This is a genomic window from Tabrizicola sp. T46, from assembly GCF_057219895.1.
This window is the reverse complement of the sequence record NZ_JBXVVV010000002.1, coordinates 349,838-373,578: the sequence shown is the minus strand read 5'-3', so window position 1 is coordinate 373,578 and position 23,741 is coordinate 349,838. Positions and strand designations below refer to the sequence as shown.

Here is a 23,741-nt window from a genome sequence, read left to right as displayed (position 1 = left end):
TATGCAAAACTTGCCCCTTCCGCTCCGGTTCGATCCTGACCGCCTGCGGCGGCTTCTCGACATTGTCGGCCCGACCGAGGCGCGTTCCTTCCTGACCCAGCTTGACCGTGACCTCACGGATTGCGCGCGTCATCTTGCAGCGGCGACGATGCGGCAGGACTGGCCGGCGCTGCGCGAGGCAAGCCATGTCCTGATGTCGCTCGCCGGGTCTGCCGGGGCCCTTGCGCTCCAGGCCCAGGCGCAGGCACTGAATTCGGCTGCCCACGATCGCAACGGCGACGCGATGGCCGAGGTCTACGCACATGTTGCGCCCGACCTCACGCGCCTTATCGACATCGTCCGGGCCACGCCCGATCCCTTCGCGAGCCACTGATGAAACCCGCCGCTTCCGCCCGCCCCCCGATCCTTCTGATCGAAGACACGCTCTCGTTGCAGATGGTCTACCGCTCGATCCTGACCGGGGCCGGCTACCGGGTTGCCGTGGCAGGAACTGCAGCCGAGGGACTGGCGCAGTTCAACACATTGCAGCCGGCCATCGTCCTGATGGACCTTGTCCTGCCCGACAGCGACGGCCTCAAACTGATGCAGACCATGCTGGCCGCCCAACCGCAGACCAGCATCATTGCCATCACTGCGAACGGGTCGGTCAACCTTGCGGTCGACGCGATGCGGGCCGGGGCACATGACTTCCTCGTCAAGCCCTTCGACGAAGGCCGTCTCCTCAGTACGGTGCAGAACGCGCTTGCCGAACGCCGCGCCCGGTCCCCTGCCGCCCCTGCCGCGCTCGCGGCAGCCGGACCCGACCTTTCCAGCCAGACCGAGATCGCCGGGTTCATCGGCTCGTCGGATGAGATGGCCCGCATCCATGCCACCATCGCTTCGGTCGCGCGGTCCATGGCTACGGTCTTCATCACCGGCGAAAGCGGCACCGGCAAGGAACTCTGCGCCCTTGCCGTGCACGCCGGGTCAGCCCGCGCCTCGGGCCCCTTCATCGCGCTGAACTGCGGCGCGATCCCGCAGGACCTTCTGGAATCCGAAGTCTTCGGCCACATGAAGGGCAGCTTCACGGGCGCAATCTCCGACAAGCCCGGCGCCGCCGCCGCCGCCGATGGCGGCACGCTTTTCCTTGACGAGATCTGCGAAATGGCCCCGGCGCTGCAGACAAAACTCCTGCGCTTCCTCCAGACCTCGACCGTTCAGCCGGTCGGCGCCACCCGGCCAAAGAAGGTGAACGTCCGCATCGTCTGCGCCACGAACCGTGATCCGGTCGATGCCGTCCGCCGCGGCCAGTTCCGCGAGGACCTCTACTACCGCCTCTTCGTCGTCCCGATCCACATGCCCCCCCTCCGCAACCGCGGCCGGGACGTGATCGAGATCGCCGAGGCCGCCCTCTTCCGCTTTGCCCGCGAAGAGGGGCGCGAATTCCTCGGCCTCAGCCCCGAGGTGCGGGCGCTTCTGCCCCGCCTGCCCTGGCCCGGCAACGTCCGCCAGCTGCTGAACGTGATCCGCAACGTCGTGGTCCTGAACCCCGGCGGCTGGGTCACGCTCGACATGCTGCCCCCCGGCCTTGCCGATGCCGCGCCGATGCTGGCCGAGGTGCCCCGCACCCTTGAACCAGCACCCCAGCTGCCCACCGCCGACAGCCTTGTCGGCCTCACCCTGGCCGAAGCGGAACGCCGCCTGATCGAAGCGACCGTGGCCCGCCATGGCGGATCGATCCCCAAGGCCGCGCGGGTGCTCGACGTCTCGCCGTCAACGCTCTACCGCAAGATCGAAGGCTGGAAGGCCGAGGCAGGCTGACCGCGCCTCGCCAGGGTCAGGCGACGAGAAGACGAAGTCGCACGAGGAGCCGCTCTCAGGTGAACTGCTCGCCGATCAGCCGCTCTTCCAGCCCGTGCCCCGGGTCGAACAGCAGCCGATGCGTGACCTCCGGCACCGACCGCACCTCGACGCTGACCACATCGCGGACCGAGGACCGGCTGTCGGCATCTGCCATCACCGGCCTCTTTTCCCCTTCGATCACCTCCAGCCGCACGACGGCAGTCGAGGGCAGCAGCGCCCCCCGCCACCGCCTTGGCCGGAAAGCCGACATCGCCGTCAGGGCCAGCACATCCGACCCGATGGGCAGGATCGGCCCGTGTGCCGAATAGTTGTAGGCCGTCGATCCCGCCGGTGTGGCCACCAGTGCCCCGTCGCAGACCAGTTCCGCCAGCCGCTCGCGCCCGTCGATCAGCACCCGCAGCTTCGCCGCCTGCGGCCCCTGCCGCAGAAGCGAAACCTCGTTGATCGCCAGCGCCTCGGTCACCCGGCCCTTCGCATTCACCGCCCGCATCGCCAGCGGGTGGATCGCCGTTTCCTCCGCCGCCTGCAGCCGTTCGGCCAGGTCGGCTTCGGCATAGGCATTCATCAGGAACCCGATCGTGCCGCAGTTCATGCCATAGACCGGCAGCCCGCGCCCCTGCGCCTCGTGCAGCGTCTGCAGCATGAACCCGTCCCCGCCCAGCGCCACGATCACCTCGGCCCGTCGCGCCTCGGCTTGCCCATAGCGCGCGGTCAGGGCGGCGAAGGCGGAAACCGCCGCCGGTGCCCTGCTGGCTGTGAACCTGATCCGCACGCCTGTTCCCCCGGTAAGCCAGACCCCAGTGGCCAGTCTTGGCCGGGACGCAAGGCAAACTCAACCCCGGCCAGTGGGTCCCCGCGCCCCCTTCCCGCAAGATTATTTCGCGCCGGGGGCCGAACTTGTCGTTTTCCTGCCTTTTCGACAGCCACCTCCTGATCTAGATACGGGCTTTGACCCGACTTGGCGAGAGGACACTCCATGAACGCCCCGCACCGCGACACCGGCTTTTTCACCGAATCCCTCGCCTCCCGCGACCCCGAGCTTTTCGGGTCGATCACTGCGGAGCTTGGCCGCCAGCGCCACGAGATCGAGTTGATCGCGTCCGAGAACATAGTCTCCCGCGCCGTGATGGAAGCGCAGGGGTCGGTGATGACCAACAAATACGCCGAAGGCTACCCCGGCAAGCGCTACTACGGCGGCTGCCAGTATGTCGACGTAGCCGAAAACCTTGCCATCGACCGCGCCTGCAAGCTTTTCGGCTGTAGCTTCGCGAACGTCCAGCCGAACTCCGGCTCCCAGGCCAACCAGGGCGTGTTCCAGGCCCTGCTGAAGCCCGGTGACACCATCCTCGGCATGTCGCTCGACGCTGGCGGCCACCTCACCCACGGTGCTGCCCCGAACCAGTCGGGCAAGTGGTTCCACGCCGTTCAGTACGGCGTCCGGAAGCAGGACCTGACGCTGAACTACGACCAGCTCCAGGAGCTGGCGACCGAGCACAAGCCGAAGCTCATCATTGCCGGCGGCAGCGCCATTCCCCGGATCATCGACTTCAAGCGCATGCGCGAGATTGCGGATTCGGTCGGCGCCTACCTGCTCGTCGACATGGCGCACTTCGCCGGTCTCGTCGCGGCGGGCCTCTACCCCTCGCCCTTCCCGCACGCGCATGTCGCCACCACCACGACCCACAAGACGCTCCGCGGCCCGCGCGGCGGGATGATCCTGACGAATGACGAGGACATCGCCAAGAAGGTCAACTCGGCGATCTTCCCCGGCATCCAGGGCGGCCCGCTGATGCATGTGATCGCGGCGAAAGCCGTGGCCTTCGGCGAGGCGCTGCGCCCCGAGTTCAAGTCCTACCAGGCCCAGGTCATCAAGAACGCCCAGGCGCTGGCGGATGAGCTGATGAAGGGCGGCCTCGACATCGTCACCGGCGGCACCGACACGCACCTCATGCTCGTCGACCTCCGCCCCAAAGGCGTGAAAGGCAATGCCACCGAAAAGGCCCTCGGCCGCGCCCACATCACCTGCAACAAGAACGGCATCCCCTTCGACACCGAAAAGCCGACGATCACCTCCGGCGTCCGCCTCGGCACCCCGGCCGGCACCACCCGCGGTTTCGGTGAGGCCGAATTCCGCCAGATCGCCCGCTGGATCATCGAGGTGGTCGATGGCCTTGCCGCCAACGGCGAAGACGGCAACGGCGCGGTCGAGGCCAAGGTGAAGGCCGAGGTCGAGGCGCTCTGCACCCGTTTCCCGATCTACCCGGACCTCTAAAGCTTATGCGGCCGGGCCGGGCCCGAAGGCTGGTCCGCCGGCTGACGGTCCTGGCCCTCGTCGCGGGCACAGGTGCCTGGGCCAAGGCTCTGGACCCGTGGAGCCGGCGTGGTTAACGCGTTGCCAACGAGGCGCGCGTAGAGACAAAAGGAAGACACAGGGAAGACGGAAGAAAGACGCCCCCTTCTTCGCAAAATCCGCCAGTTAAGCCAGCGTTCCCAAACAGTTGGCAGGCGCAGCCCGACCGCGCTTCCGCGCCTAGAGATACCCGCGCCAGACCAGCACAGCGATGAGGCCGATGGCCAGAACGAAGACCCCGCCACCGACAAAGCCGACCATGCCGGACAGGACACTCCGCTTGCGTTCGGCGGGGTCGACGGTCATCAGGTGCTTCAGGCAGGCGTCATAGGCAGTCGACACCGCGCCCATGTCGATCTGGCCCAGAAGCTTAGGATTCTTCGCCTTTTCCGCCGCATCCGCCAGAAACTGCGCCGCCTCTCGCACCCGCTTCGGCAACAACCGCCCGCCCTTGCGCAGACGCGCAGACAGGTCTTTTCCGGTAAGGCCCAGCCTCTCTTCCATAAGCTGCCCCACCCGATCCGCCATCTGCTGGATCGCCACCGAACTCATTCCAGACCCTCCCTTAATGCAGCCGACCCTATGATCCTTCCGGTCGAGGTTCAACCGCTCTGGCCTTGCACGGGCCCCGATTGTAGACAAGGACATGCTTGCCACCATCCAGCACAACGCCGCCGATCCGGCTGCCCCGACCCTGGTCATCGCCCACGGGCTTTACGGTTCGGGCCGGAATTGGGGCGTCATCGCCCGGCGACTTGCCGACAGGCGGAACGTCATCGCCGTCGACATGCGCAACCACGGCGACAGCCCGCGCGTAGCGACCCAGTCCTATCACGACATGGCCGCCGATCTTGCCGAGGTGATCGGAACCCTCGGCCCACCGGTCGACTTGCTTGGGCATTCGATGGGCGGCAAGGCCGCCATGCAGCTGGCCCTGACCCAGCCTGACCTGATCCGCCGCCTGATCGTCGCCGACATCGCGCCGGTTGCCTATACCCATGACCAGACCCGCCATGTCGATGCGATGGCCTCGCTTGACCTGGCGCGCCTAACCTCCCGGGCCGAGGCTGACGCTGCACTGGCGGCGGCAGGGGTCGAGGATGCGGCCCTGCGGGCCTTCTTCCTGCAATCGCTTGACCTGCGATCATCGCCCCCGCGCTGGAAGCTGAACCTGTCCGTGCTGAAAGCCGAGATGCCGAAGATCGTCGGCTGGCCTGGGACCGAAGGGCGGTTCGAGGGGCCGGCGCTGTTCCTGACCGGGGCGGAAAGCCACTATGTCCGCCCCGAATACCGCGACACGATCCGCGCGCTTTTTCCCAAGGCCCGCTTTGCGAAGATCCCCGGCGCGGGCCACTGGCTACACGCCGAAAAGCCACGCGAGTTCGAAGAGACCGTCCGGGTCTTTCTGGACGCCTAGCTGTCGATCTGCCGGGCCACCATCCAGCTGACCGGCAGCGCAGCAACCGCCCCCGCCGCCGCAGCCCCCACAATGGGCCATAGCGTAACGTAGCCAAGTGTCAGGACCAGCACCACCGCGGACCCCGCAAGCGCCATTCCGATCATAGAATAAAGGATCATCATCAGCCGCATCACCCTTCCCTCCGAGCCGTTTCTATCCCGGCTGAAAAGGTATCCGGACCCTGTGGTCCACGCCTTGATTCTGGTCAATCCGCGCCGGTTTCAGCCCGCTGCGCTCTCCAGAACCGCGGTCAGGGCATCCTCGGACAAAACCACCGGATTGCCCTTCATCGACGAGGCGGAAAGCGACGCCTTGACGATCTCGGGGTGCATGGCTGCCGTCACGCCCATCGCCTGCAGGCCGGGAAGCCCCTCGGCCCGCGCCCAGTCCTGCAAGGCTCGCGGGGCCTCATCCGAACCGCAGCCAAAGGCCTCGGCCAGCATGGCAAAAACCTCGTCGATCCGTGCGCGGGCAGGTCCCGTCGCCGCCGCGCGGTTGGCGGCAAGGACAGGCCCCAGAAGCGCGCCGCAGATCGCCCCATGCGCGGCCCCCGTCATCCCGCCGATCACCCCGGCAAAGCCATGAACAGCCCCAAGACCCGCATTGGAAAGGGCAAGCCCGCCGCACAGGCTGACCCAGGCCATCCGGTCCCGCGCCTCGGGGTTCTCGCCTGCCATCAGCTGCCTAATGGCTTGTAATCCCACAGGAATTGTCGGTCGGGCGATGGCGTCGGTATAGGGCGTCGCCTTGACAGAGACGAAGGGTTCGATGACTTGCGTCACCGCATCCAGCCCCGAGGCCAGGGTCACACCCCTTGGGCAGCCGTCGGTCAGCGCAGGGTCGACGATGGCCACCCGCGCGACCATCCGCTCATCGCGGAGCGAGACCTTCCGGCCCTCCTCGATCACCCCGATCACCGCATTGCGGGTGACCTCGGCCCCGGTGCCGGCGGTCGTGGGCAGGGCGATGAAGGGCAAAGGATCGGCCACAAGGGGACGGCCTTTCCCGACCAGTTCCAGATGCTCCAACGGGTCGTCGGGGGCGGGGATCAGGGCCGCAATCGCCTTGCCAAGATCAAGCGCCGCCCCCCCGCCGATGGCCGCGACCCAGTCGGGACGCCAGTCCCGGGCGAGGTCCAGGGCGGCGAGAAGATCGGCCAGCGTCGGTTCACCCTTGCAGGCGATGGCAAGCGTTCCCGGGCCGAGGGCGTCGGTCAGCCAAGCCGCGCGGCCGACGTTGGAACCGTGGACCACAATCCCCCGCGGACCGAAGGACCGGATCAGCCCCGGCGCCTTCTGCGCCTCGCCGCGGCCGAACAGGATCCGGCCGGGTGCGGTGATGGCAAAGGGGGTCAAAAGCTCATCGTTGCGGCGACGGCTTTGCTCCAGCGGGCATATTTCGCCTCGCGGAGACCTTCATCCATCGCCGGTGTGAACCTGCGGTCCAGCGCCCAGCTCTTGGCGAACTCCGCCGGGCCGCCGACGATGTCAGCCTCCATCGCGGCCAGGTAGGCGGCCCCAAGGGCGGTCGTTTCGGTGACCTTCGGTCGGTCTACCGGGGCACCGAGGATGTCGGCCAGAAACTGCATGGTCCAGTCCGACGCGGTCATCCCGCCATCGACCCGCAGCACCCCGTCGGCGGCGGCACCCCAATCGGCGCGCATCGCTTCCAGAAGGTCGCGGGTCTGAAAGCCGACGCTTTCCAGCGCCGCGCGGGCCAGTTCGGCGGGTCCGGAGTTCCGGGTCAGCCCGAAGACCGCACCGCGGCAGTCGGGCCGCCAATAGGGCGCGCCAAGGCCGGTGAAGGCGGGGACGAGGATCACGCCCTGGGCTTCCTCGGCTGCCTCGGCGAGGGGGTGGGTCTCCTTCGCCTCGCGGATGATCTTCAGTCCGTCCCGCAGCCACTGGACCACCGCCCCGGCAATGAAGATCGACCCTTCAAGGGCATAGGTCGGCTTACCCTTCAGCTGATAGGCGACGGTGGTCAGAAGCCGGTTCTTCGAGGGCACCATATCGGCGCCGGTGTTCAGTAGGGCAAAGCAGCCGGTCCCGTAGGTGGACTTCATCATGCCGGGACTGAAACAGGCCTGACCCACCGTCGCTGCCTGCTGGTCGCCCGCAACGCCGAGGATGGGGATTTCGCGGCCGAAAAGATCGGGGCGGGTCGTGCCGAAGGGGGCGGCGCAGTCCTTCACCTCGGGCAGGAGAGAAAGGGGGATGCCGAGAAGCCCGCAGATTTCGGCGTCCCATTCCCCCTTTGCGATGTTGTAGATCAGGGTGCGGGAGGCGTTGGTTGCGTCGGTCGCGTGAACCTTCCCGCCCGTCAGGTTCCAGATCAGCCAGGTGTCGACGGTGCCGAAGGCAAGCTCACCCTTCTCAGCGCGGGCTCGGGCGCCTTCGACGTTGTCGAGGAGCCACTTGATCTTCGTCCCCGAGAAGTAGGGGTCGAGGAGGAGCCCGGTCTTCGCAGTGATCGCGGCCTCATGCCCCGCGGTCTTGAGGGCGGCGCAGGTGTCCGCCGTCCGCCGGTCCTGCCAGACGATGGCGGGGTGGATCGGCTGGCCGGTCGCGCGGTCCCAGATCAGGGTCGTCTCGCGCTGGTTGGTGATGCCGATGGCGGAGATGGAGGTGGCGGAGATTCCGGCCTTCTCGATCGCGGCGCGGGCGGTGGCGGCGACGGTCGACCAGAGGTCGGAGGGGTCATGCTCGACCCAGCCGGGGCGCGGGTAGTGCTGCCGGAATTCCTTCTGGGCGGTTGCGATGGGACGCAGACCGGCATCGAAAAGAATCGCGCGGGAGGAGGTGGTGCCCTGGTCGATGGCGAGGATATGGGTCATTTCGGCGGCCTGCGGTCAACGGTGTCCACGGTGGTCAAAAGTCGGATTGTTATTGATTACAAAGAGTTGCTCGTGGGCGTTAGGGAAATGTTAAGGATTGGCGCCTTTCGAAAAATCCTCTCGCGCGCCGCGGCGTTTTCGAAAACCCGGACCGGAGCCTTCGAAGGCTCCGACCCGATTTCTTCGAAGAAATCGGTCCCGGGCGAAGCGGGTATGCTCCGCCCGGGACCATTTCAGCTTACTGCTTCCAGGACTGGATCAGCTCGTCGTAGCTGACGGTCTTGGGCTCTTCGTCCTCGTTTTCCAGCTTGGCCACCGGCGCGCCGGGGGCGTCAAGCCAGACCTGGGGATCCTGCGGCTCGTTCATCTTCGGGCCGATGTCACCCTGGACGCCGGCCTTTTCGAGCCGTTCCAGCACCTTTTCCTGCTCTTCGCAGAGGGCATCGAGCGCTTCCTGCGGGGTCTTTGCCCCCGACATGGCGTCGCCGATGTTCTGCCACCAGAGCTGGGCAAGCTTCGGATAGTCAGGAACGTTGGTGCCGGTCGGCGACCACTGGACGCGGGCCGGCGAGCGGTAGAACTCGATCAGGCCGCCCAGCTTGGGCGCGCGTTCGGTGAAGTGGTCGCTGTTGATCGTCGACTCGCGGATGAAGGTGAGGCCGACGTCGGACTTCTTCAGGTCCACAGTCTTCGAGGTGACGAACTGGGCATAGAGCCATGCAGCCTGCGCCCGGTCGATCGGGGTGGACTTCAGAAGCGTCCACGATCCGGCATCCTGGTAGCCGATCTTCTGGCCTTCCTGCCAGTAGACGCCATGCGGCGAGGGGGCCATGCGCCACTTGGGCGTGCCATCCTCGTTCATCACCGGCAGGCCTTCCTTGACCATGTCGGCGGTGAAGGCGGTGTACCAGAACATCTGCTGGGCGATGGAGCCCTGGGCAGGCACCGGTCCGGCTTCACCGAAGGTCATGCCCTGGGCTTCCGGCGGCGAGTACTTCTGCAGCCACTCGATCGCCTTGGTCACGGCATAGACCGCCGCCGCGTCGTTGGTCGAGCCACCGCGCGCCACGCAGGAGCCGACGGGGCGCGAGTTCTCGTCCACGCGAATGCCCCATTCGTCGACCGGCAGGCCGTTCGGTTCACCCACGTCGCCCATGCCCGCCATCGACATCCAGGCGTCGGTGTAACGCCAGCCGAGCGAGGGGTCCTTCTTGCCGTAGTCCATGTTGCCATAGACACCGGTGGCCGGGCCGCCCGCATAGGACATGTCGCGTCCGGTGAAGAACTCGGCGATGTCCTCGTAGGCCGACCAGTTGACCGGAACGCCGAGGTCATAGCCATAGGCGGCCTTGAAGTCGTCCTTGGTCTTCTGGTCATTGAACCAGTCGTAGCGGAACCAGTAGAGGTTCGCGAACTGCTGGTCGGGCAGCTGATAGAGCTTGCCGTCGGGTCCGGTGGTGAACTTCAGGCCGATGAAGTCGTTCAGGTCAAGGCCCGGGTTCGTCACCGCTGCCCCGTCGCCTGCCATCCAGTCGGTCAGGTTATGGGCAAGCTGATAGCGCCAGTGGGTGCCGATCAGGTCCGAGTCGTTGATGTAGGCGTCGTAGATGTTCTCGCCCGTCTGCATCTGCGTCTGGAGCTTTTCGACCACGTCGCCTTCGCCGATCAGGTCATGGGTGACCTTGATGCCGGTGATCGCCTCGAAGGCCGGGGCAAGGACCTGGGATTCATAGACGTGGGTGGTGATGGTTTCCGAGACGACCTTGATCTCCATGCCCGCATAGGGCTTGGCGGCGTCGATGAACCACTGCATTTCCGCTTCCTGCGCGGCGCGGTCCAGGACCGAGAGATTGCCGATTTCGGCATCAAGGAAGGCTTTCGCCGCCTCGATGTCCGCCCAGGCGGGGGCGTTCATGGCCATCAGCGCAAGCGCCATGGCGGTTGTGGTTTGACGTAGTCTCATTTTCATCCTCCCAGATTGCGAGACGTTGGTCTTGGTCTTCGGTCCGGGGCGGACTGACCGTCCCGGGGTCGGCGTTTTGCCTTGCTCTAGACCCAGCGGAAGACCGCTGCGGCATAGGCCAGGGACAGGATCATCGCGCCCCAGATTGCGTCGGGGCCTGCGAAGAAGAGCCAGCCAAGGTGGATGAAGGCCGACCCCAGAAGGCTGATGAACAGACGGTCGCCCCGCGTGGTCTCGATCCGAAGGACGCCGACGCGCGGGGTTTCGGGAAAGCGGATCGCAAGGAGCGTGAAAACGATCAGAAGCCCCGCGATGCACCAGAAGAAGAGGGCGACCGGGAAGGTCCAGGCCATCCAGAAGCCGGGGATTAGCTGCCCGGTCCAGTCGCGCACACCCTCGTCATCGACCGGCACGGCCGAGAAGATCAGCGCCAGGATCGCGCCCATGAGGACGGCGAAGGTGAGGTAGATCGGGGTCCAGCGGGTGGCGGTCATCACACCCTCCCCAGGGCGAAGCCCTTGGCGATGTAGTTGCGGACGAAGTAGATCACGAGCGCCCCCGGAACGATGGTCAGGACCCCGGCCGCAGCCAGCACGCCCCAGTCCATGCCAGAGGCAGAGACGGTGCGGGTCATGGTCGCGGCGATTGGCTTGGCATCTGTGGTGGTAAGGGTTCGGCTGAGAAGAAGTTCCACCCAGGAGAACATGAAGCAAAAGAAGGCCGCGACGCCGATTCCGCTCGCGATGAGCGGCATGAAGATCTTCACGAAGAAGCGCGGGAAGCTGTAGCCGTCGATATAGGCGGTTTCGTCGATTTCCTTCGGCACGCCGCGCATGAAGCCTTCGAGGATCCAGACCGCGAGGGGCACGTTGAAGAGGCAATGTGCCAGCGCCACGGCGATGTGTGTATCGATGAGGTTCAGCGCCGAGTAGAGCTGGAAGAACGGCAGCGCGAAGACGGCCGGGGGCGCCATGCGGTTCGTCAAGAGCCAGAAGAACAGGTGCTTGTCGCCCATGAAGTTGTAGCGGCTGAAGGCATAGGCCGCGGGCAGCGCCACCGTGATCGAGATCACCACGTTCATCGTGACGTAGATCAGCGAGTTCACATAACCCATGTACCAGGACGGGTCGGTCAGGATCGTGACGTAGTTCTGGAAGGTCAGGTTCTGAGGCCAGAGCGTGAAGGTCGAGGTGATCTCGGTATTCGTCTTCAGGCTCATGTTCACGAGCCAGTAGATCGGGATCAGGAGGAAGAGGAGATAGACCGTCATCACGATGGCAGAGGAACGGAAGCGCATCAGCGGGTCTCCTCGCGGTCCATGTTGGTCATCACGGTGTAGAAGACCCAGCTGATCAGGAGGATGACCAGGAAGTACATGATCGAGAAGGCGGCGGCGGGGCCGAGGTCAAACTGGCCTGTCGCCATCTTGGCAAGATCGATCGACAGGAAGGTGGTGGCGTTCCCCGGGCCGCCCCCGGTGACGACGAAGGGCTCGGTATAGATCATGAAGCTGTCCATGAAGCGGAGAAGCACGGCGATGAGGAGGACGCCCTTCATCTTCGGGAGTTCGATGTAGCGGAAGACCGACCAGCGTGTGGCCTGGTCGATCTTCGCCGCCTGATAGTAGGCCTGGGGGATCGACTGGAGGCCGGCGTAGCAGAGGAGGGCGACGAGCGAGGTCCAGTGCCAGACGTCCATCACGATGACGGTAATCCAGGCGTCGATGGGGTCGTTGGTGTAGTTGTAGTCGATGCCCATCGCGGCGAGCGTGTGGCCCAGAAGTCCGATGTCGACACGGCCGAAGATCTGCCAGATCGTGCCGACCACGTTGAAGGGGATCAGCAGCGGCAGGGCCATAAGGACCAGGCAGAACGAGGCCCAGAAGCCGGATTTCGGCATGTTGAGCGCGATGTAGATGCCGAGGGGGATCTGGATCAGAAGGACGATCGTCGAGAACAGGATCTGTCGGCCGAGCGCGGCGTGGAGGCGGTCGGAGGTGACCATCTCTTCGAACCAGTCAAGCCCGGCCCAGAAGAATTCATTCTGCCCGAAGGTGTCGTTGAAGGCGTAGTTCACCACCGTCATCAGGGGCAGGACGGCCGAGAAGGCCACCAGCGCGAGGACGGGAAGGACCAGGAACCATGCCTTGTTGTTCTGGGTCTTTTCCATCGGTCAGGCTCCTGCCGGCGCGACGCGCCAGTCGTTTGCGTAGACATTGACCTTGCCGGTGGGGAAGGACACCCGGGGCTCGGCCGGAAGCGACGTGCCTTCGGGCAGGATGGCGTTCAGGGGCTGCCCGGCCAGTTCGGCGCGGACGATCCGGTGGCGGCCGACATCCTCGACCCGGCGGACGGTCACCGGCAAGCCCTCGTCCGAGACGAGGACATAATCCGGGCGGATGCCGATCTGGGTGCGGCCGTCCATTCGCGCATAGGTCGCCCCGAGCGGCACAGTCACCCCTTGCACGCGGGCTTCTGACCCAAGGATCTCGGCATCAAGAAGGTTCATCCCGGGCGAGCCGATGAAATAGCCGACGAAGGTGTGGGCAGGGGTTTCGAACAGGTCTTCCGGCGTGCCCATCTGCACGACGCGGCCTTCATGCATCACCACCACCTTGTCGGCGAAGGTCAGCGCCTCGGTCTGGTCGTGGGTCACGTAGATCATCGTGTGGCCGAACTCGCGGTGAAGGGTCTTGAGCTGGGTCCGAAGCTCCCATTTCATGTGCGGGTCGATGACGGTAAGCGGTTCGTCGAACAGGATCGCGTTCACGTCCTCGCGCACCATGCCGCGGCCAAGGCTGATCTTCTGCTTGGCGTCCGCCGTCAGCCCGCGCGCCTTGCGGTTGAGCTCGCCCTCCATCCCGATCATCTTCGCGATCTGGTCGACGCGGCGGGCGATGTAGGCGGCATCCATTCCGCGGTTCCGCAAGGGGAAGGACAGGTTGTCGCGCACGGTCATCGTGTCGTAAACGACCGGGAACTGGAACACCTGGGCGATGTTGCGCTCGGTCGTTTCGGCATCGGTCACATCGCGGTCACCGAAAAGGACGCGGCCCTGCGACGGGCGCACAAGTCCCGAGATGATGTTCAGAAGCGTGGTCTTGCCGCAGCCCGAAGCGCCGAGAAGCGCATAGGCCCCGCCATCCTCCCAGATGTGGTCCATCTCCTTCAGCGCAAAGTCGGCATCACTGGTGGGGTTCGCCAGGTAGCTGTGGGCAAGTTTGGAAAGCGTGATCCGGGACATTCAGGCCGCCATTGCATAAGGGGCGGGCGCGGCAAGGCGTCCCGAGGATTCAAAGAGATAGACATGCGCCGGATCGACGAAGACAGAGGTCTGCATCCCGGCGTCCAAGGGGTGCACCCCATGGATCAGCCCGACCCAGCGGTCCGAGCCATGGGTGAGGTGGACGAAAGTTTCCGAACCGGTGATTTCGGTCGCGCCGATCGTGCAGCGGAATTCGACCGCATCGCCGGAGTGACGGTTCAGCGTAACATGGTTCGCCCGGAAGCCAGCCAGATAAGTGCCGTCCGGCAGATCGCGCGTTGCCCCTTCCACCGGGACATGCGCGCTGTCGCCAAAGGTGAGGCGACCTGCCTCTTTCCGGACCGAGACGAAGTTCATCGGCGGATCGGAGAAGACGCGGGCGGTGGTTGCATCCTCGGGCAGCCGGTAGACGGTGGGCGTCGGACCGAATTGGGTGACGCGCCCTTCCCAAAGGGTCGCGGTGTTGCCGCCAAGCAGTAGTGCCTCTTCGGGTTCCGTCGTCGCATAGACGAAGATCGCACCCGAGGCTTCGAAGATGCGGGGGATTTCCACGCGGAGTTCCTCGCGCAGCTTGTAGTCGAGGTTGGCGAGGGGTTCGTCGAGAAGGACAAGCCCGGCCCCCTTCACAAGCGCCCGCGCCAAGGCGCAGCGTTGCTGCTGGCCGCCCGAAAGCTCGAGCGGTTTGCGCTGCAGCATCGGGGTCAGGCGCAGCATCTCGGCAGTCTGGCGGACGGCCTTGTCGATCTCGGCCGCGGCCTTGCCCATCAGGCGCAAGGGTGAGGCGATGTTTTCGTAGACCGTCATGCCGGGGTAATTGATGAACTGCTGGTAAACCATGGCGACGCCGCGATCCTGCACGCGCACCCCAGTCACATCATCGCCGTTCCAGAGGACGCGTCCGGTCGAGGGCTTGTCGAGGCCCGCCATCAGCCGCATCAGCGAGGTCTTGCCGGCAAGCGTTGGGCCCAGAAGCACGTTCATCGTGCCCTGTTCCAGCCTGAGGTCGGTCGGGTGAATATGCACCTTCCCCGCAACCGACCGTGACACGTTCTGCAACTCAAGCGCCATCCGGCCCCCCCTATTCGGCTGCCGGGCTGATCGCCCGGGAAGCCGCGCCGGACATGAAGCGATCCAGCGTCTCGATCTGTTCGGCGGTCAGGCGCAGGCCCAGTTTGGATCGCCGCCAGACCACGTCTGCCGCCGTCACCGCGTATTCCCGTGCCATCAGCCAGCGCACCTCGGCCTCGGTCAGGGTGGCGCCGAAGTCCTGGCCCAGCGCCTCGGCGGTACCGGCCTGACCAAGAATTGCGAAGGCCTCGGTGCCATAGGCGCGGATCATCCGTCCGGCCCAGTAGGGGGTGAGGAACGGATATTGCGTGGCCAGTTTTGCCGTCAGCGTGGCGACACCGTCATGCGGGAAATCGCCCCCCGGCAGCGCGACGCGGGCGGTCCATGCTGCCTTTGCCTCTGGGAAGAACGGTGCAAGCTTGGCCAGGGCCGATTCCGCCAGACGACGGTAGGTCGTGATCTTGCCGCCGAAGACGTTCAGGAGCGGCGCGCCACCTGTATCGAGGCTGAGGACATAGTCGCGCGTTGCCGCCGTGGCCGACTTTGCGCCGTCGTTGTAAAGCGGGCGGACCCCGGAATAGGTCCAGACCACGTCGTCCCTGGTGACGGGCTTGGCGAAGTAGCGGCTGGCGAAGGCGAGGAGGTAATCGCGCTCCTCATCCGTGCAGCGGGCGTCCTTCGGGGCGTCCTTGTGGTCCTTGTCGGTGGTACCGATCAGGGTGAAGTCCTGTTCGTAGGGAATCGCGAAGATGATCCGCCCGTCGGTGCCTTGGAAGAAGTAGCTGCGGTCATGGTCGAAGAGCCGGCGCGTCACGATATGCGAGCCGCGGACAAGGCGCACGCCTTCGCTGGAATTGATCCGCGCGACGTTGCGGATGACATCTTCGACCCAAGGGCCCCCGGCATTGACCAGCGCGCGGGCCTTCCAGACATCACGGCCCTGCGGTCCTTCGGTAGTGATGTGCCACAGGCCATCGGCCCGTTCGGCGCTGATCACGCGGGTGCGGGTCATGATCCGCGCGCCGCGCCGTTCGGCGTCGCGCGCGTTCAGGACGACCAGCCGCGAATCCTCGACCCAGCAGTCGGAATATTCGAAGGCCTTGGTGAAGCTGGACCGCAGCGGCTTGCCCGCCGGGTCGCGCCTCAGGTCGATGCTGCGGGTGGCCGGCAGGATCTTGCGGCCGCCCATCGTGTCGTAAAGGTAAAGGCCGAGTCGGATCAGCCAGTCCGGCCGCCGCCCCTTGGCCCAGGGCATCACCCAGCTGAGAAGCCGTGAGGTCGGCGTGTCACCTTCAAACCGCATGTCGGGGGAGAGGGGCAGGACGAAGCGCATCGGCCAGGAGATGTGCGGCATGGCGACAAGCAGGGTTTCGCGTTCCTCCAGCGCCTCGCGCACAAGGCGGAACTCGAAGTATTCCAGGTAGCGCAGGCCGCCGTGGAAAAGCTTGGTCGAAGCCGAGGAGGTGCCCTGGGCGAGGTCGCCCTGTTCGGCAAGGACGACCGACAGGCCGCGGCCCGCCGCGTCGCGCGCGATGCCGCAGCCGTTGATGCCGCCCCCGATGATGAAGAGGTCGCTGACGACCCCTGTCTTGACGTCTTTCACCTGGGTTCCTCCCCCGGCCCGACGCTGCGACATCCGCAACCATCCCGTCAATGGCTTTTTTCGTTTACACGCGCTTTTTGCGCGAACCGAACATCGGCGCGCAGTTACCCGGCGTCAGTTTCGCATCCGCAGCATGATCATGCCGCAAACGCACAAAATGGAAAACCGACCGGGGCCAAGAAATCCGCTGACAGAGGCCCGATGCCATGTCAGAAAAGACAAACGCGGGTAGCGAAGGGAAAGGAACATGGCGCTGAACTTCCGGCAGACCGAGATCCTTGAACTGGCTCGGGCTGAAGGGCGGGTGATGGTCGAGGACCTTGCCCAGCGGTTCGACGTGACGCTGCAGACGATCCGCCGCGACCTTTCCGATCTTGCCGATGCCGGGCACCTTGACCGGGTGCATGGCGGGGCGATGCTGCGGACGGGTGTGGCCAACATCGGATACGAGGCGCGGCGGCGGATGAACGAAGGGGCGAAGGCCGCGATCGCGCGGGCCTGCGCGGCGGCGATCCCGGACAATTGCAGCCTGATCATCAACCTTGGCACCACGACCGAAGCGGTGGCGCGCGAACTTCTGACGCATCGCAACATCACCGTCATCACCAACAACATGAACGTGGCGAACACTCTTGTCGCGAACCCGGGCTGCGAGATCGTGGTCGCCGGGGGGGCGCTGCGGCGCACCGACGGTGGTCTGGTCGGGGAGCTCACGACGCAGTTCTTCGAGCAGTTCAAGGTCGATTACGCGGTGATCGGCGCGTCGGCGCTGGACCGGGACGGCGACCTTCTGGACTTTGACCTTGCCGAGGTGCGGGTGTCGAAGGCCATCATCCGGCAGGCGCGGAAGGTGTTTCTGGTGGCCGACCATTCCAAGCTGGACCGGTCCGCCCCGGCGCGGCTTGCATCGCTGGCCGAGATTGCGACCCTTTTCACTGACGCACCGCTGCCGGTCGAGCTGATGCGGAAATGCGAAGCCTGGGGGACCAGCGTGCAGGTCGCCGGTCAGGCCGGGCCCATCGCGGGGGAATAGCCGTCCAGCGGCAGCGCCTCGACCTGGCGGAGGAGCGCGATGGTCTGGTCGATGATATGGGCAATCGTCGCTTCACCCTTTTCCGCCGTCGCAAGATGCGCCTCGCCCACCACGCCGGCGGGGTTGAGGTCCGAGGCGACCCAGCCAAGGCTGACCGGGCCGGTCGGCGGGATCGGCGCGGTTTCGGCGGTGGAGCGGAAGTCGCGGGCGGCGGTCATGTCCACAGTCTCGGGGTACATCGCCAGCATCAGCGAGGTCTCGGCATCGCCACCGTGGATGCCGAAACGGAGTTCCTGCTGGGAATAGACGCCTTCTGGCATGCCCATGCTGCCCCAGCCGGCTTTCACGCACAGCATCCCCGCCTGCACCCGAAGCTCGCGCGAGAGGATCGAGATCAGGTCGAGGTTGCCGCCGTGGCTGTTGAGGATAACGAGCTTGCGGACGCCGGCGCGGGCGACGGAAAGGCCGATCTCGGTCCAGGCGGCCAGCGCGGTGGCGGCGGTGAGGGTCAGGGTCCCGCGCGCCCAGAGGTGTTCGTTGGACTTGCCCACCGCCTGCACCGGCAGGATGCGGATGTCGAGGTCGCCCGGGCAAGCGGCACGGAGGCGGTTCAGCAGCCCCTTGGCGATCAGCGTGTCGGTGCCGACGGGTAAGTGGGGCCCGTGCTGTTCGATTGCGGCGGTGGGCAGGATGGCGATGGTGCGCGCGGGGTCGATGGCGGCATATTCGGGCGCGCGGAAGTCGGCCCAGTCGAGGCGGCGTCTCATGGTGTTACCTCTGTCCGGCGCGGCTGGGGGATCGGGGCCGGGACTGGGCGGCCGATCAGCTTGTCCATCTTGGCGGAAACACGGCCCAAGTGTCGGGCCCGGCTTGCGGGGGTGGAGCTGTCCATCAGGTAATGCGCGGCGAAGACAGAACGCTTGCGGGGTTTGAGGAGAAGGCCTACGCCACGGGTCAGCGTGCGCTTGCCCGGCGCGCCGACCAGCCATGTGAGCCAGCGGCTGGCCCCGCAGGTGGTGAAGACGCCAAGGCCGGTGATGTGCTTAAGGCCGGGGCGGATGGTCTTGTTCGCCCCGTCGGGCATCAGGAAGGCGACATCGGGCAGAAGGACGCGGTCAAGCCAGCCCTTCAGCATTGCGGGCAAGCCATACCACCAGGTTGGATAGACGAAGATCAGCGTATCGCACCAGCGCAGGTCGGCCACTTCAGCATCGACCGGCGTGCAGTTCGCCGGGCATTCGAGGTATCCCTTCCATTCCGTAGTGGTCAGGATCGGCTGGAAGCCGGTTCCGTAAAGATCGTGAAGGCGAACCTCGGCCCCGGCGGCCTCAAGCTTGGCGAGGACGAGGTCGCGGATGGCGGAGGTGAAGCTGTCGGGGGTGGGATGGCAGTAGACCACGAGGGCGCGCATCAGAATTGCCTCATGCCGTGTTCCACGCGGGCAAGATAGCCCGCGCGTCTGGCCTGATCCGCTCGGTTCATGTCGTAGAGGGCCAGGTAGAGCAGCCTATCAGGCTTTGCCGCGTGGCGGAACGCGCGCGTCACCAGCCGCCGGGGCGGATCGCCCGCAAGGGTGGCGCGCAGCCATGAGGCGCCGTAGGTGGTGACGACGCCGAGCTTGCGGATATGGGTCATCGCGGGCAGGACCTTGCCGTTCTCCAGCCGGAAGGTGATGCCGGGAAGGAAAACGCGGTCGTACCAGCCTTTCAGGATCGCAGGCGGGCCGAAGTTCCAGACCGGATGGACGAGGACGAGTGCGTTCGCCGCAAGTAGGCGGTCGACATGGGCCTGCACCGGGGCGCGGTTCGCAGGCACGGCGTGATAGCCGCGCCGTTCCTCGGCCGACATCACCGGGTTGAAACCTTCGGCGTAGAGGTCGCAAAGGTCGACGTCCCAGCCCCGTCCTTCCAGTGTCCTCACCACGACATCCTTGAGGGCGGCGGCGAAGCTTTCCTCGCAGGGGTGGGCGAAGACGACGAGCGCTTTCGTCATTCGGCGGCCTGCATGCCCTTGTAGCTGTACATGCGGCTGTAGTCCCAGCCGGGCTCATCCCAGGAGATCATCTTGCCGGGGTTCAGGATGCCCTTGGGGTCGGCCTGCCGCTTGAAGGCAAGCTGGGTCGCATCGGTGGACTGGCGGCCGCCTTCCTCGAGCGTGTAGCGGTGCGGGTTGAACACGAAACAGCCCATCACCTCGTGCTGGCGGATGATCTCGTCCAGCCGTTCCTCAGTGGTGAACTTGACCAGCGTCAGGCCGGCAAAGGCCATCTTGCCGTCGACGCGCATGCCTTCGATGTGCTGGTAAAGCTCTCCCGGGAAGGCGGCGCGGATGGCGGCAATCTTTTCGGCATATACGCCGGGCGCGTAGAGGACCTGCAGGTAGGTGATCGACGGGTCCACCTTCAGCGCGCGAAGCGTGGTGTGGTTCCAGCCGTATTCGAAAACGGGCCCCGGTTCCCGTTCCCAATGCGTCTGGTCGCTGCGGTAAATGATCTTCGCGCCGGTGTAGCGGTTCAGGAAGGTTAGGAAGCCGTCCATGCTGTGCGGCGCGACCATCAGTCCGATAAGCGCGTCGTCGGCGTCGACATGTGGGGCGACGCGCTGGAAGTAGGACTTCGCAACCGGGGCCTCGTAGACCGAGATCAGTTTCTTCAGGATGCCGTCCTGGTGGCCAAGGTCGCCGGCGATCTGCACGGCGGTGTCGAAATCCTTGTGGGTGACGAAGATGTCGACCCAGTCATAGGCTGGGGCCAAGGGCATCTCGACCTCGGTTATGATGCCGTTGGTGCCGTAGGCGTGGCTTACGCGGTGAAGTTCCTCACCCGTGAAATCATGCACCTGTGGCTCGGCCTCGGCGGTGACGACGCGAAGACGCAGGATGTTGCCCACGTCGCGCAGGACGCCCCAGGTGCAGGAGCCGATGCCGCCCGACCCGCCGCCGATGAAGCCGCCGATGGTGGCGGTGGTGTAGGTGGAGGGGTGCATCCTGAGTTCCTGCCCGGAATGGGCGCGGGTGGCAGCGTCAAGGTCGCGGATCAGGCAGCCGGGTTCGACGATCACGCGGCCGGGGTGGATTTCCTTGACTGCCGTCATGTGGCGCATGTGCAGGATAACGCCGCCGCGCATGGGCATTGCCTGGCCATAGTTTCCGGTGCCCGCGCCGCGGACGGTGACGGGGACGTTGTGTCTGTGTGCCTCGCGCAGGACCTCGATCACCTCCGCCTCGCTGCGGGGCGAGACGACGAAATCGGCGGTCAGGTGGTCCATGCGCGCTTTCAGGACCGGGGAATACCAGAAGAAGTCGCGGGACTTGGCGCGGACGGAAACGGGGTTGGCGTCGATGTCGAGATGCGCGAGGGCGGCTTTCAGGGCTTCTGTCGTCATGTGGGTCCCATCAGGTCATCGAGTTCGGCATAGTCGGGAAGGGTGCGGTCGATCTGCTGCCCGGCGCGCAGGACGATACGGTCGGACTGCGGGCGGGAAAAAAGCTCGGTCCAGCTGCGGGCCTTGAAGATCACGAGGTCGGCGGGGGCGCCTGTCGCGAGCGAGGGCGCGGGGAAGCCGCAGGCGCGCGCGGGGTTGGAAAGGACGGACTGGACCCAGTCGGGGGCGGAATGGTCGAGGTGGCCGATGCGGGTGGCCTCGCGCAGGACCTCGAGCATGTCGAGGTCGCCATAGGCATAGAACGGGTCGCGCGTGTTGTCCGAGGCGAAGCTGACGTTGATCCCGCGCGCCTTCATCTCATGCACCAGCGTGATCCCCCGGCGGCGCGGGGTGCGGACGGCCTGGCGGTCCTGCAGGTAAAGGTTGCACATCGGCAGGCTGACGATGTGGAGGCCGGCTTGGGCGACGAGGTCTAGGGTTCGGAGGGCCTCGGCCTCATCCATCGCGCTGACGGAACAGCAATGGCCGACGACGACGGAGGCGGAGAAGCGGGTTTCGATCACCGCCTTGGCGATCTCGGCCAGGGTGTTGGCGGTGGGGTCCATCGTCTCGTCGGCGTGGAAATCGGCCGGGAGGCCGCGTTCGGCGGCGAGGGTCAGGAGGGTGCGGATGCGGGTCGCGACATCGGGGATCGGGTAGGTGACGCAGCCAAGGATGCCGCCGTGGGCGGCGACGATGTCGGCGGTCTTGCGGAAGGGGCCGTCTGCGTCCACGCCCTCGCAGCCGACAAGGCATGCGGCCTGGAGGTCGATGCGGCCGGCCCATTCGGCGCGAAGCTCGGCGAAGACGGGGAAGGAGATGCCGTCCTGCGGCGGGATCGCATCAAGATGGGTGCGGATCGCGCGGGTGCCGTGGGCGTAGGCCGAACGAAGGGCAAAGTCCATCCGGCGGCGCACGTCGGACGCCGACCAGTGCGCGGTGCGGTCGGCCCCGGTGGCGGTCAAGGCGCCCATGAAGGTGCCGTCGGGGTTGGGGCTTCGGCCCCAGATATGCCCCTTGTCAAGATGCGTGTGCATGTCGGTGAAGGCGGGCAGGACCATGGCCCCGCCCATGTCCACCACCGGGAAGAGGCCGCTGGTGATGTGCCCCCGGTCAAGCGACAGGCTGGTGCGGATCAGGTCACCCTCGTGCCCCAGAAGGCAGGCGGGGACGGTGACGTTTTCCAGCGTCACGGGTCCGGCGGGAAGGCGACGGAAGTCGGTCATTCGCGGGAGATCGCGCTTTCGTGCCACTTGCGCAGCAGGAACCACGACAGGAACGCCGTCAGCGCGTAGATCGCCACCCCGACAACGCCGATCAGGAGGAGGGCCGCGAACATGCGGGGAATGTTGAGGCGGTAGCTGGCCTCAAGGATGCGGAAGGCAAGGCCTGACCCTGCCCCGCCGGTGCCTACGACATATTCGGCGACGATGGCCCCGATCAGCGCGAGTCCGCCGGCGATGCGGAGGCCACCAAGGAAATAGGGCAGCGCGGATGGAAGTTTCAGGAAGATCAGTCGTTGCCAGCGGTTGGCGCCGTAGATGGTGAAGAGGTCGGAAAGGTTGTGGTCGGTCGATTTGAGGCCGAGCGTGGTGTTCGACAGGATCGGGAAGAAGGCGACGATCCAGGCGCAGATCAGGACGCGGGCGGTCGGGTCCTGCACGTAGATGAAGATCAAGGGTGCGATCGAGACGATCGGGGTGACCTGAAGGATAACGGCGTAGGGGTAGAAGATGAGCTCGGCAAACCGGCTTTGGTCGAAGAGGATCGCAAGAAGCACGCCACCGATGACCGCGACCCCGAGCGCCATCATGGTGATCCGGAGCGTGACCCACAGCGCCTCGCGCAGAAGGTCCCAATCGGCGACAAGCTGCTCCCACACCCGGAAGGGGCCGGGGAGGATGTAATGCGGGATCTCGTTCGCGGTCACCAGCGCCTGCCAGCCAAGGATGGTGCCGACCACCACCAGAAGCGGCAGCAGCCAGCGGGCGATGCTTTCGGTCCGCCGGGCACGGGCGCGGCGGGCCTCTTCGGCGTCATAGATCGCCTCGGCGGTCGGGCGTTCGGCCATGGTCATGCCGCCTCTCCGATGGCTTCGAGGAGGGCTTTGGAAACCACGCCGGTATGGGCCGCATATTCGGCCGAAGTGCGGAAGGCCATGTCGCGGGGATAGGGGGCATCCACCCGGATCTCGTCCACCACCCGGCCGGGGCGGGCGGCCATTACGATGATGCGGTCCGAGAGGAACACGGATTCAAAGACGGAATGGGTGACGAAGATCACCGTGCAGCCGATCTTAGCCTTGAGCGCGAGAAGATCGTTGTTCAGCTTCTGCCGTGTGATCTCGTCCAGCGCGGCGAAGGGTTCGTCCATCAGGATCAGGCGCGGGTTGGTGACCAGCGCCCGGGCGATGGAGACGCGCATCTTCATGCCGCCTGAAAGTTCACGCGGGTAGGCGTCGGCGAATTTCTCCAGCCCGACAAGCGACAGCGCCTCACGGATTTCAGGCTCGACCGAAGCGAACGATTGCCCCCGTAGCCGGAAGGGAAGGTAGACGTTCCGCGCCACCGTGGCCCAGGGCATCAGCGTGGGTTCCTGGAAGACGACGCCAAGGTCGCCGGTATCATGCGCGCCTTCCCAGAGGATGCGGCCTTGCGTCGGCTGCATCAGCCCCGCGATCAGTCGCAGCGCCGTGGACTTGCCGCAGCCCGAGGGGCCGAGAAGCGAGATGAAGTCACCAGCATTGACGGTCAGGTTCATGCCCTTCAGCGCGGTGACGGTGCCGTTGAACACCTTCAGGACATCGCGCATCTCCAGCACCTTCGGGCGCTGGTCGATCGGCAGGGTCTGGCGGGACATCAGGTCTGACATGGGAAGGACAGGCGGCCCGCGCGATGGCGG

At 65.8% G+C, this 23,741-nt stretch carries 24 protein-coding genes; 5 read left to right on the top strand and 19 right to left on the bottom strand.

Annotated elements, in window-relative coordinates; translation table 11 throughout:
* Nucleotides 1-10: 10 nt before the first annotated feature.
* Nucleotides 11-373, top strand: coding sequence for an Hpt domain-containing protein (locus AC2D9V_RS09385; protein ID WP_484713807.1), 363 nt, complete (start codon nt 11-13; stop codon nt 371-373).
* Entirely contained in the window at nt 373-1,800 is a 1,428-nt protein-coding gene (locus AC2D9V_RS09380; RefSeq protein ID WP_484713806.1) for a sigma-54-dependent transcriptional regulator, read from the top strand. Before AC2D9V_RS09385 ends, AC2D9V_RS09380 begins: the two co-directional genes overlap by 1 nt.
* Nucleotides 1,801-1,855: 55 nt before the next feature.
* On the opposite strand, the gene AC2D9V_RS09375 is transcribed toward AC2D9V_RS09380, so the two are convergent.
* Entirely contained in the window at nt 1,856-2,614 is a 759-nt protein-coding gene (locus AC2D9V_RS09375) for an NAD kinase (protein WP_484713805.1), read from the bottom strand.
* A 204-nt stretch (nt 2,615-2,818) separates the two neighbouring features.
* On the opposite strand from AC2D9V_RS09375, the gene glyA reads away from it, so the two are divergent.
* On the top strand, nt 2,819-4,114 hold the full coding sequence (gene glyA, locus AC2D9V_RS09370; protein ID WP_484713804.1) for a serine hydroxymethyltransferase: 1,296 nt from the start codon (nt 2,819-2,821) through the stop codon (nt 4,112-4,114).
* 258 nt (nt 4,115-4,372) lie between these two features.
* Here the strand turns inward: glyA and AC2D9V_RS09365 are convergent, their stop codons facing one another.
* Nucleotides 4,373-4,744, bottom strand: a complete 372-nt coding sequence (locus AC2D9V_RS09365) for a hypothetical protein (protein ID WP_484713803.1) — start codon at nt 4,742-4,744, stop codon at nt 4,373-4,375.
* A gap of 94 nt (nt 4,745-4,838) precedes the next feature.
* Between AC2D9V_RS09365 and AC2D9V_RS09360 the strand changes: the two genes are divergently transcribed.
* Nucleotides 4,839-5,609, top strand: coding sequence for an alpha/beta fold hydrolase (locus AC2D9V_RS09360; RefSeq protein WP_484713802.1), 771 nt, complete (start codon nt 4,839-4,841; stop codon nt 5,607-5,609).
* Here AC2D9V_RS09360 and AC2D9V_RS09355 read toward each other — a convergent pair.
* The 10 genes from AC2D9V_RS09355 to glpD form a co-directional block, all read right to left on the bottom strand.
* Nucleotides 5,606-5,770: a hypothetical protein gene (locus tag AC2D9V_RS09355; RefSeq protein WP_484713801.1), complete on the bottom strand. Its 165-nt coding sequence runs from the start codon at nt 5,768-5,770 to the stop codon at nt 5,606-5,608. The genes AC2D9V_RS09360 and AC2D9V_RS09355 overlap by 4 nt on opposite strands.
* Nucleotides 5,771-5,872: 102 nt before the next feature.
* Nucleotides 5,873-7,006, bottom strand: coding sequence for an iron-containing alcohol dehydrogenase (locus AC2D9V_RS09350; protein WP_484713800.1), 1,134 nt, complete (start codon nt 7,004-7,006; stop codon nt 5,873-5,875).
* Nucleotides 7,003-8,487: a glycerol kinase GlpK gene (gene glpK, locus AC2D9V_RS09345; RefSeq protein WP_484713799.1), complete on the bottom strand. Its 1,485-nt coding sequence runs from the start codon at nt 8,485-8,487 to the stop codon at nt 7,003-7,005. Before glpK ends, AC2D9V_RS09350 begins: the two co-directional genes overlap by 4 nt.
* A 238-nt stretch (nt 8,488-8,725) precedes the next feature.
* The gene (locus AC2D9V_RS09340; protein WP_484713798.1) at nt 8,726-10,450 is read right to left on the bottom strand and encodes an ABC transporter substrate-binding protein; all 1,725 of its coding nucleotides are present in this window, start codon (nt 10,448-10,450) and stop codon (nt 8,726-8,728) included.
* Nucleotides 10,451-10,536: 86 nt separating this feature from the next.
* A complete protein-coding gene (locus AC2D9V_RS09335) occupies nt 10,537-10,944 on the bottom strand; it encodes a DUF2160 domain-containing protein (protein WP_484713797.1) in 408 nt (135 codons plus the stop codon).
* Entirely contained in the window at nt 10,944-11,747 is an 804-nt protein-coding gene (locus AC2D9V_RS09330; protein WP_484713796.1) for a carbohydrate ABC transporter permease, read from the bottom strand. The genes AC2D9V_RS09335 and AC2D9V_RS09330 overlap by 1 nt, the downstream gene beginning before the upstream one ends.
* Complete coding sequence (locus tag AC2D9V_RS09325) at nt 11,747-12,619, bottom strand: carbohydrate ABC transporter permease (RefSeq protein WP_484713795.1); 873 nt, start codon at nt 12,617-12,619, stop codon at nt 11,747-11,749. Before AC2D9V_RS09325 ends, AC2D9V_RS09330 begins: the two co-directional genes overlap by 1 nt.
* A 3-nt stretch (nt 12,620-12,622) precedes the next feature.
* A complete protein-coding gene (locus AC2D9V_RS09320) occupies nt 12,623-13,693 on the bottom strand; it encodes an ABC transporter ATP-binding protein (protein ID WP_484713794.1) in 1,071 nt (356 codons plus the stop codon).
* A complete protein-coding gene (locus tag AC2D9V_RS09315; protein ID WP_484713793.1) occupies nt 13,694-14,782 on the bottom strand; it encodes an ABC transporter ATP-binding protein in 1,089 nt (362 codons plus the stop codon).
* 10 nt (nt 14,783-14,792) lie between these two features.
* The gene (gene glpD / locus AC2D9V_RS09310; protein ID WP_484713792.1) at nt 14,793-16,385 is read right to left on the bottom strand and encodes a glycerol-3-phosphate dehydrogenase; all 1,593 of its coding nucleotides are present in this window, start codon (nt 16,383-16,385) and stop codon (nt 14,793-14,795) included.
* A 247-nt stretch (nt 16,386-16,632) separates the two neighbouring features.
* Between glpD and AC2D9V_RS09305 the strand changes: the two genes are divergently transcribed.
* Nucleotides 16,633-17,418, top strand: coding sequence for a DeoR/GlpR family DNA-binding transcription regulator (locus tag AC2D9V_RS09305; protein WP_484713791.1), 786 nt, complete (start codon nt 16,633-16,635; stop codon nt 17,416-17,418).
* Here AC2D9V_RS09305 and AC2D9V_RS09300 read toward each other — a convergent pair.
* The 7 genes from AC2D9V_RS09300 to AC2D9V_RS09270 are packed head-to-tail and all read right to left on the bottom strand — an operon-like array spanning nt 17,391 to nt 23,711.
* Nucleotides 17,391-18,185 carry a creatininase family protein gene (locus AC2D9V_RS09300; protein WP_484713790.1) on the bottom strand — a complete coding sequence of 265 codons (795 nt, stop codon included), beginning with the start codon at nt 18,183-18,185 and terminating at the stop codon, nt 17,391-17,393. The genes AC2D9V_RS09305 and AC2D9V_RS09300 overlap by 28 nt on opposite strands.
* Nucleotides 18,182-18,829 carry an NAD(P)H-dependent oxidoreductase gene (locus tag AC2D9V_RS09295; RefSeq protein ID WP_484713789.1) on the bottom strand — a complete coding sequence of 216 codons (648 nt, stop codon included), beginning with the start codon at nt 18,827-18,829 and terminating at the stop codon, nt 18,182-18,184. Before AC2D9V_RS09295 ends, AC2D9V_RS09300 begins: the two co-directional genes overlap by 4 nt.
* Nucleotides 18,829-19,410 (bottom strand): NAD(P)H-dependent oxidoreductase, encoded by a 582-nt coding sequence (locus AC2D9V_RS09290; RefSeq protein WP_484713788.1) that lies wholly within the window; start codon nt 19,408-19,410, stop codon nt 18,829-18,831. The genes AC2D9V_RS09295 and AC2D9V_RS09290 overlap by 1 nt, the downstream gene beginning before the upstream one ends.
* Nucleotides 19,407-20,801, bottom strand: coding sequence for an FAD-binding oxidoreductase (locus tag AC2D9V_RS09285; protein ID WP_484713787.1), 1,395 nt, complete (start codon nt 20,799-20,801; stop codon nt 19,407-19,409). Before AC2D9V_RS09285 ends, AC2D9V_RS09290 begins: the two co-directional genes overlap by 4 nt.
* On the bottom strand, nt 20,798-22,066 hold the full coding sequence (locus tag AC2D9V_RS09280; RefSeq protein ID WP_484713786.1) for a cytosine deaminase: 1,269 nt from the start codon (nt 22,064-22,066) through the stop codon (nt 20,798-20,800). The genes AC2D9V_RS09285 and AC2D9V_RS09280 overlap by 4 nt, the downstream gene beginning before the upstream one ends.
* Nucleotides 22,063-22,917, bottom strand: a complete 855-nt coding sequence (locus AC2D9V_RS09275; RefSeq protein ID WP_484713785.1) for an ABC transporter permease — start codon at nt 22,915-22,917, stop codon at nt 22,063-22,065. The genes AC2D9V_RS09280 and AC2D9V_RS09275 overlap by 4 nt, the downstream gene beginning before the upstream one ends.
* A complete protein-coding gene (locus tag AC2D9V_RS09270) occupies nt 22,914-23,711 on the bottom strand; it encodes an ABC transporter ATP-binding protein (RefSeq protein WP_484713784.1) in 798 nt (265 codons plus the stop codon). Before AC2D9V_RS09270 ends, AC2D9V_RS09275 begins: the two co-directional genes overlap by 4 nt.
* Between the last annotated feature and the right edge of the window lie 30 nt (nt 23,712-23,741).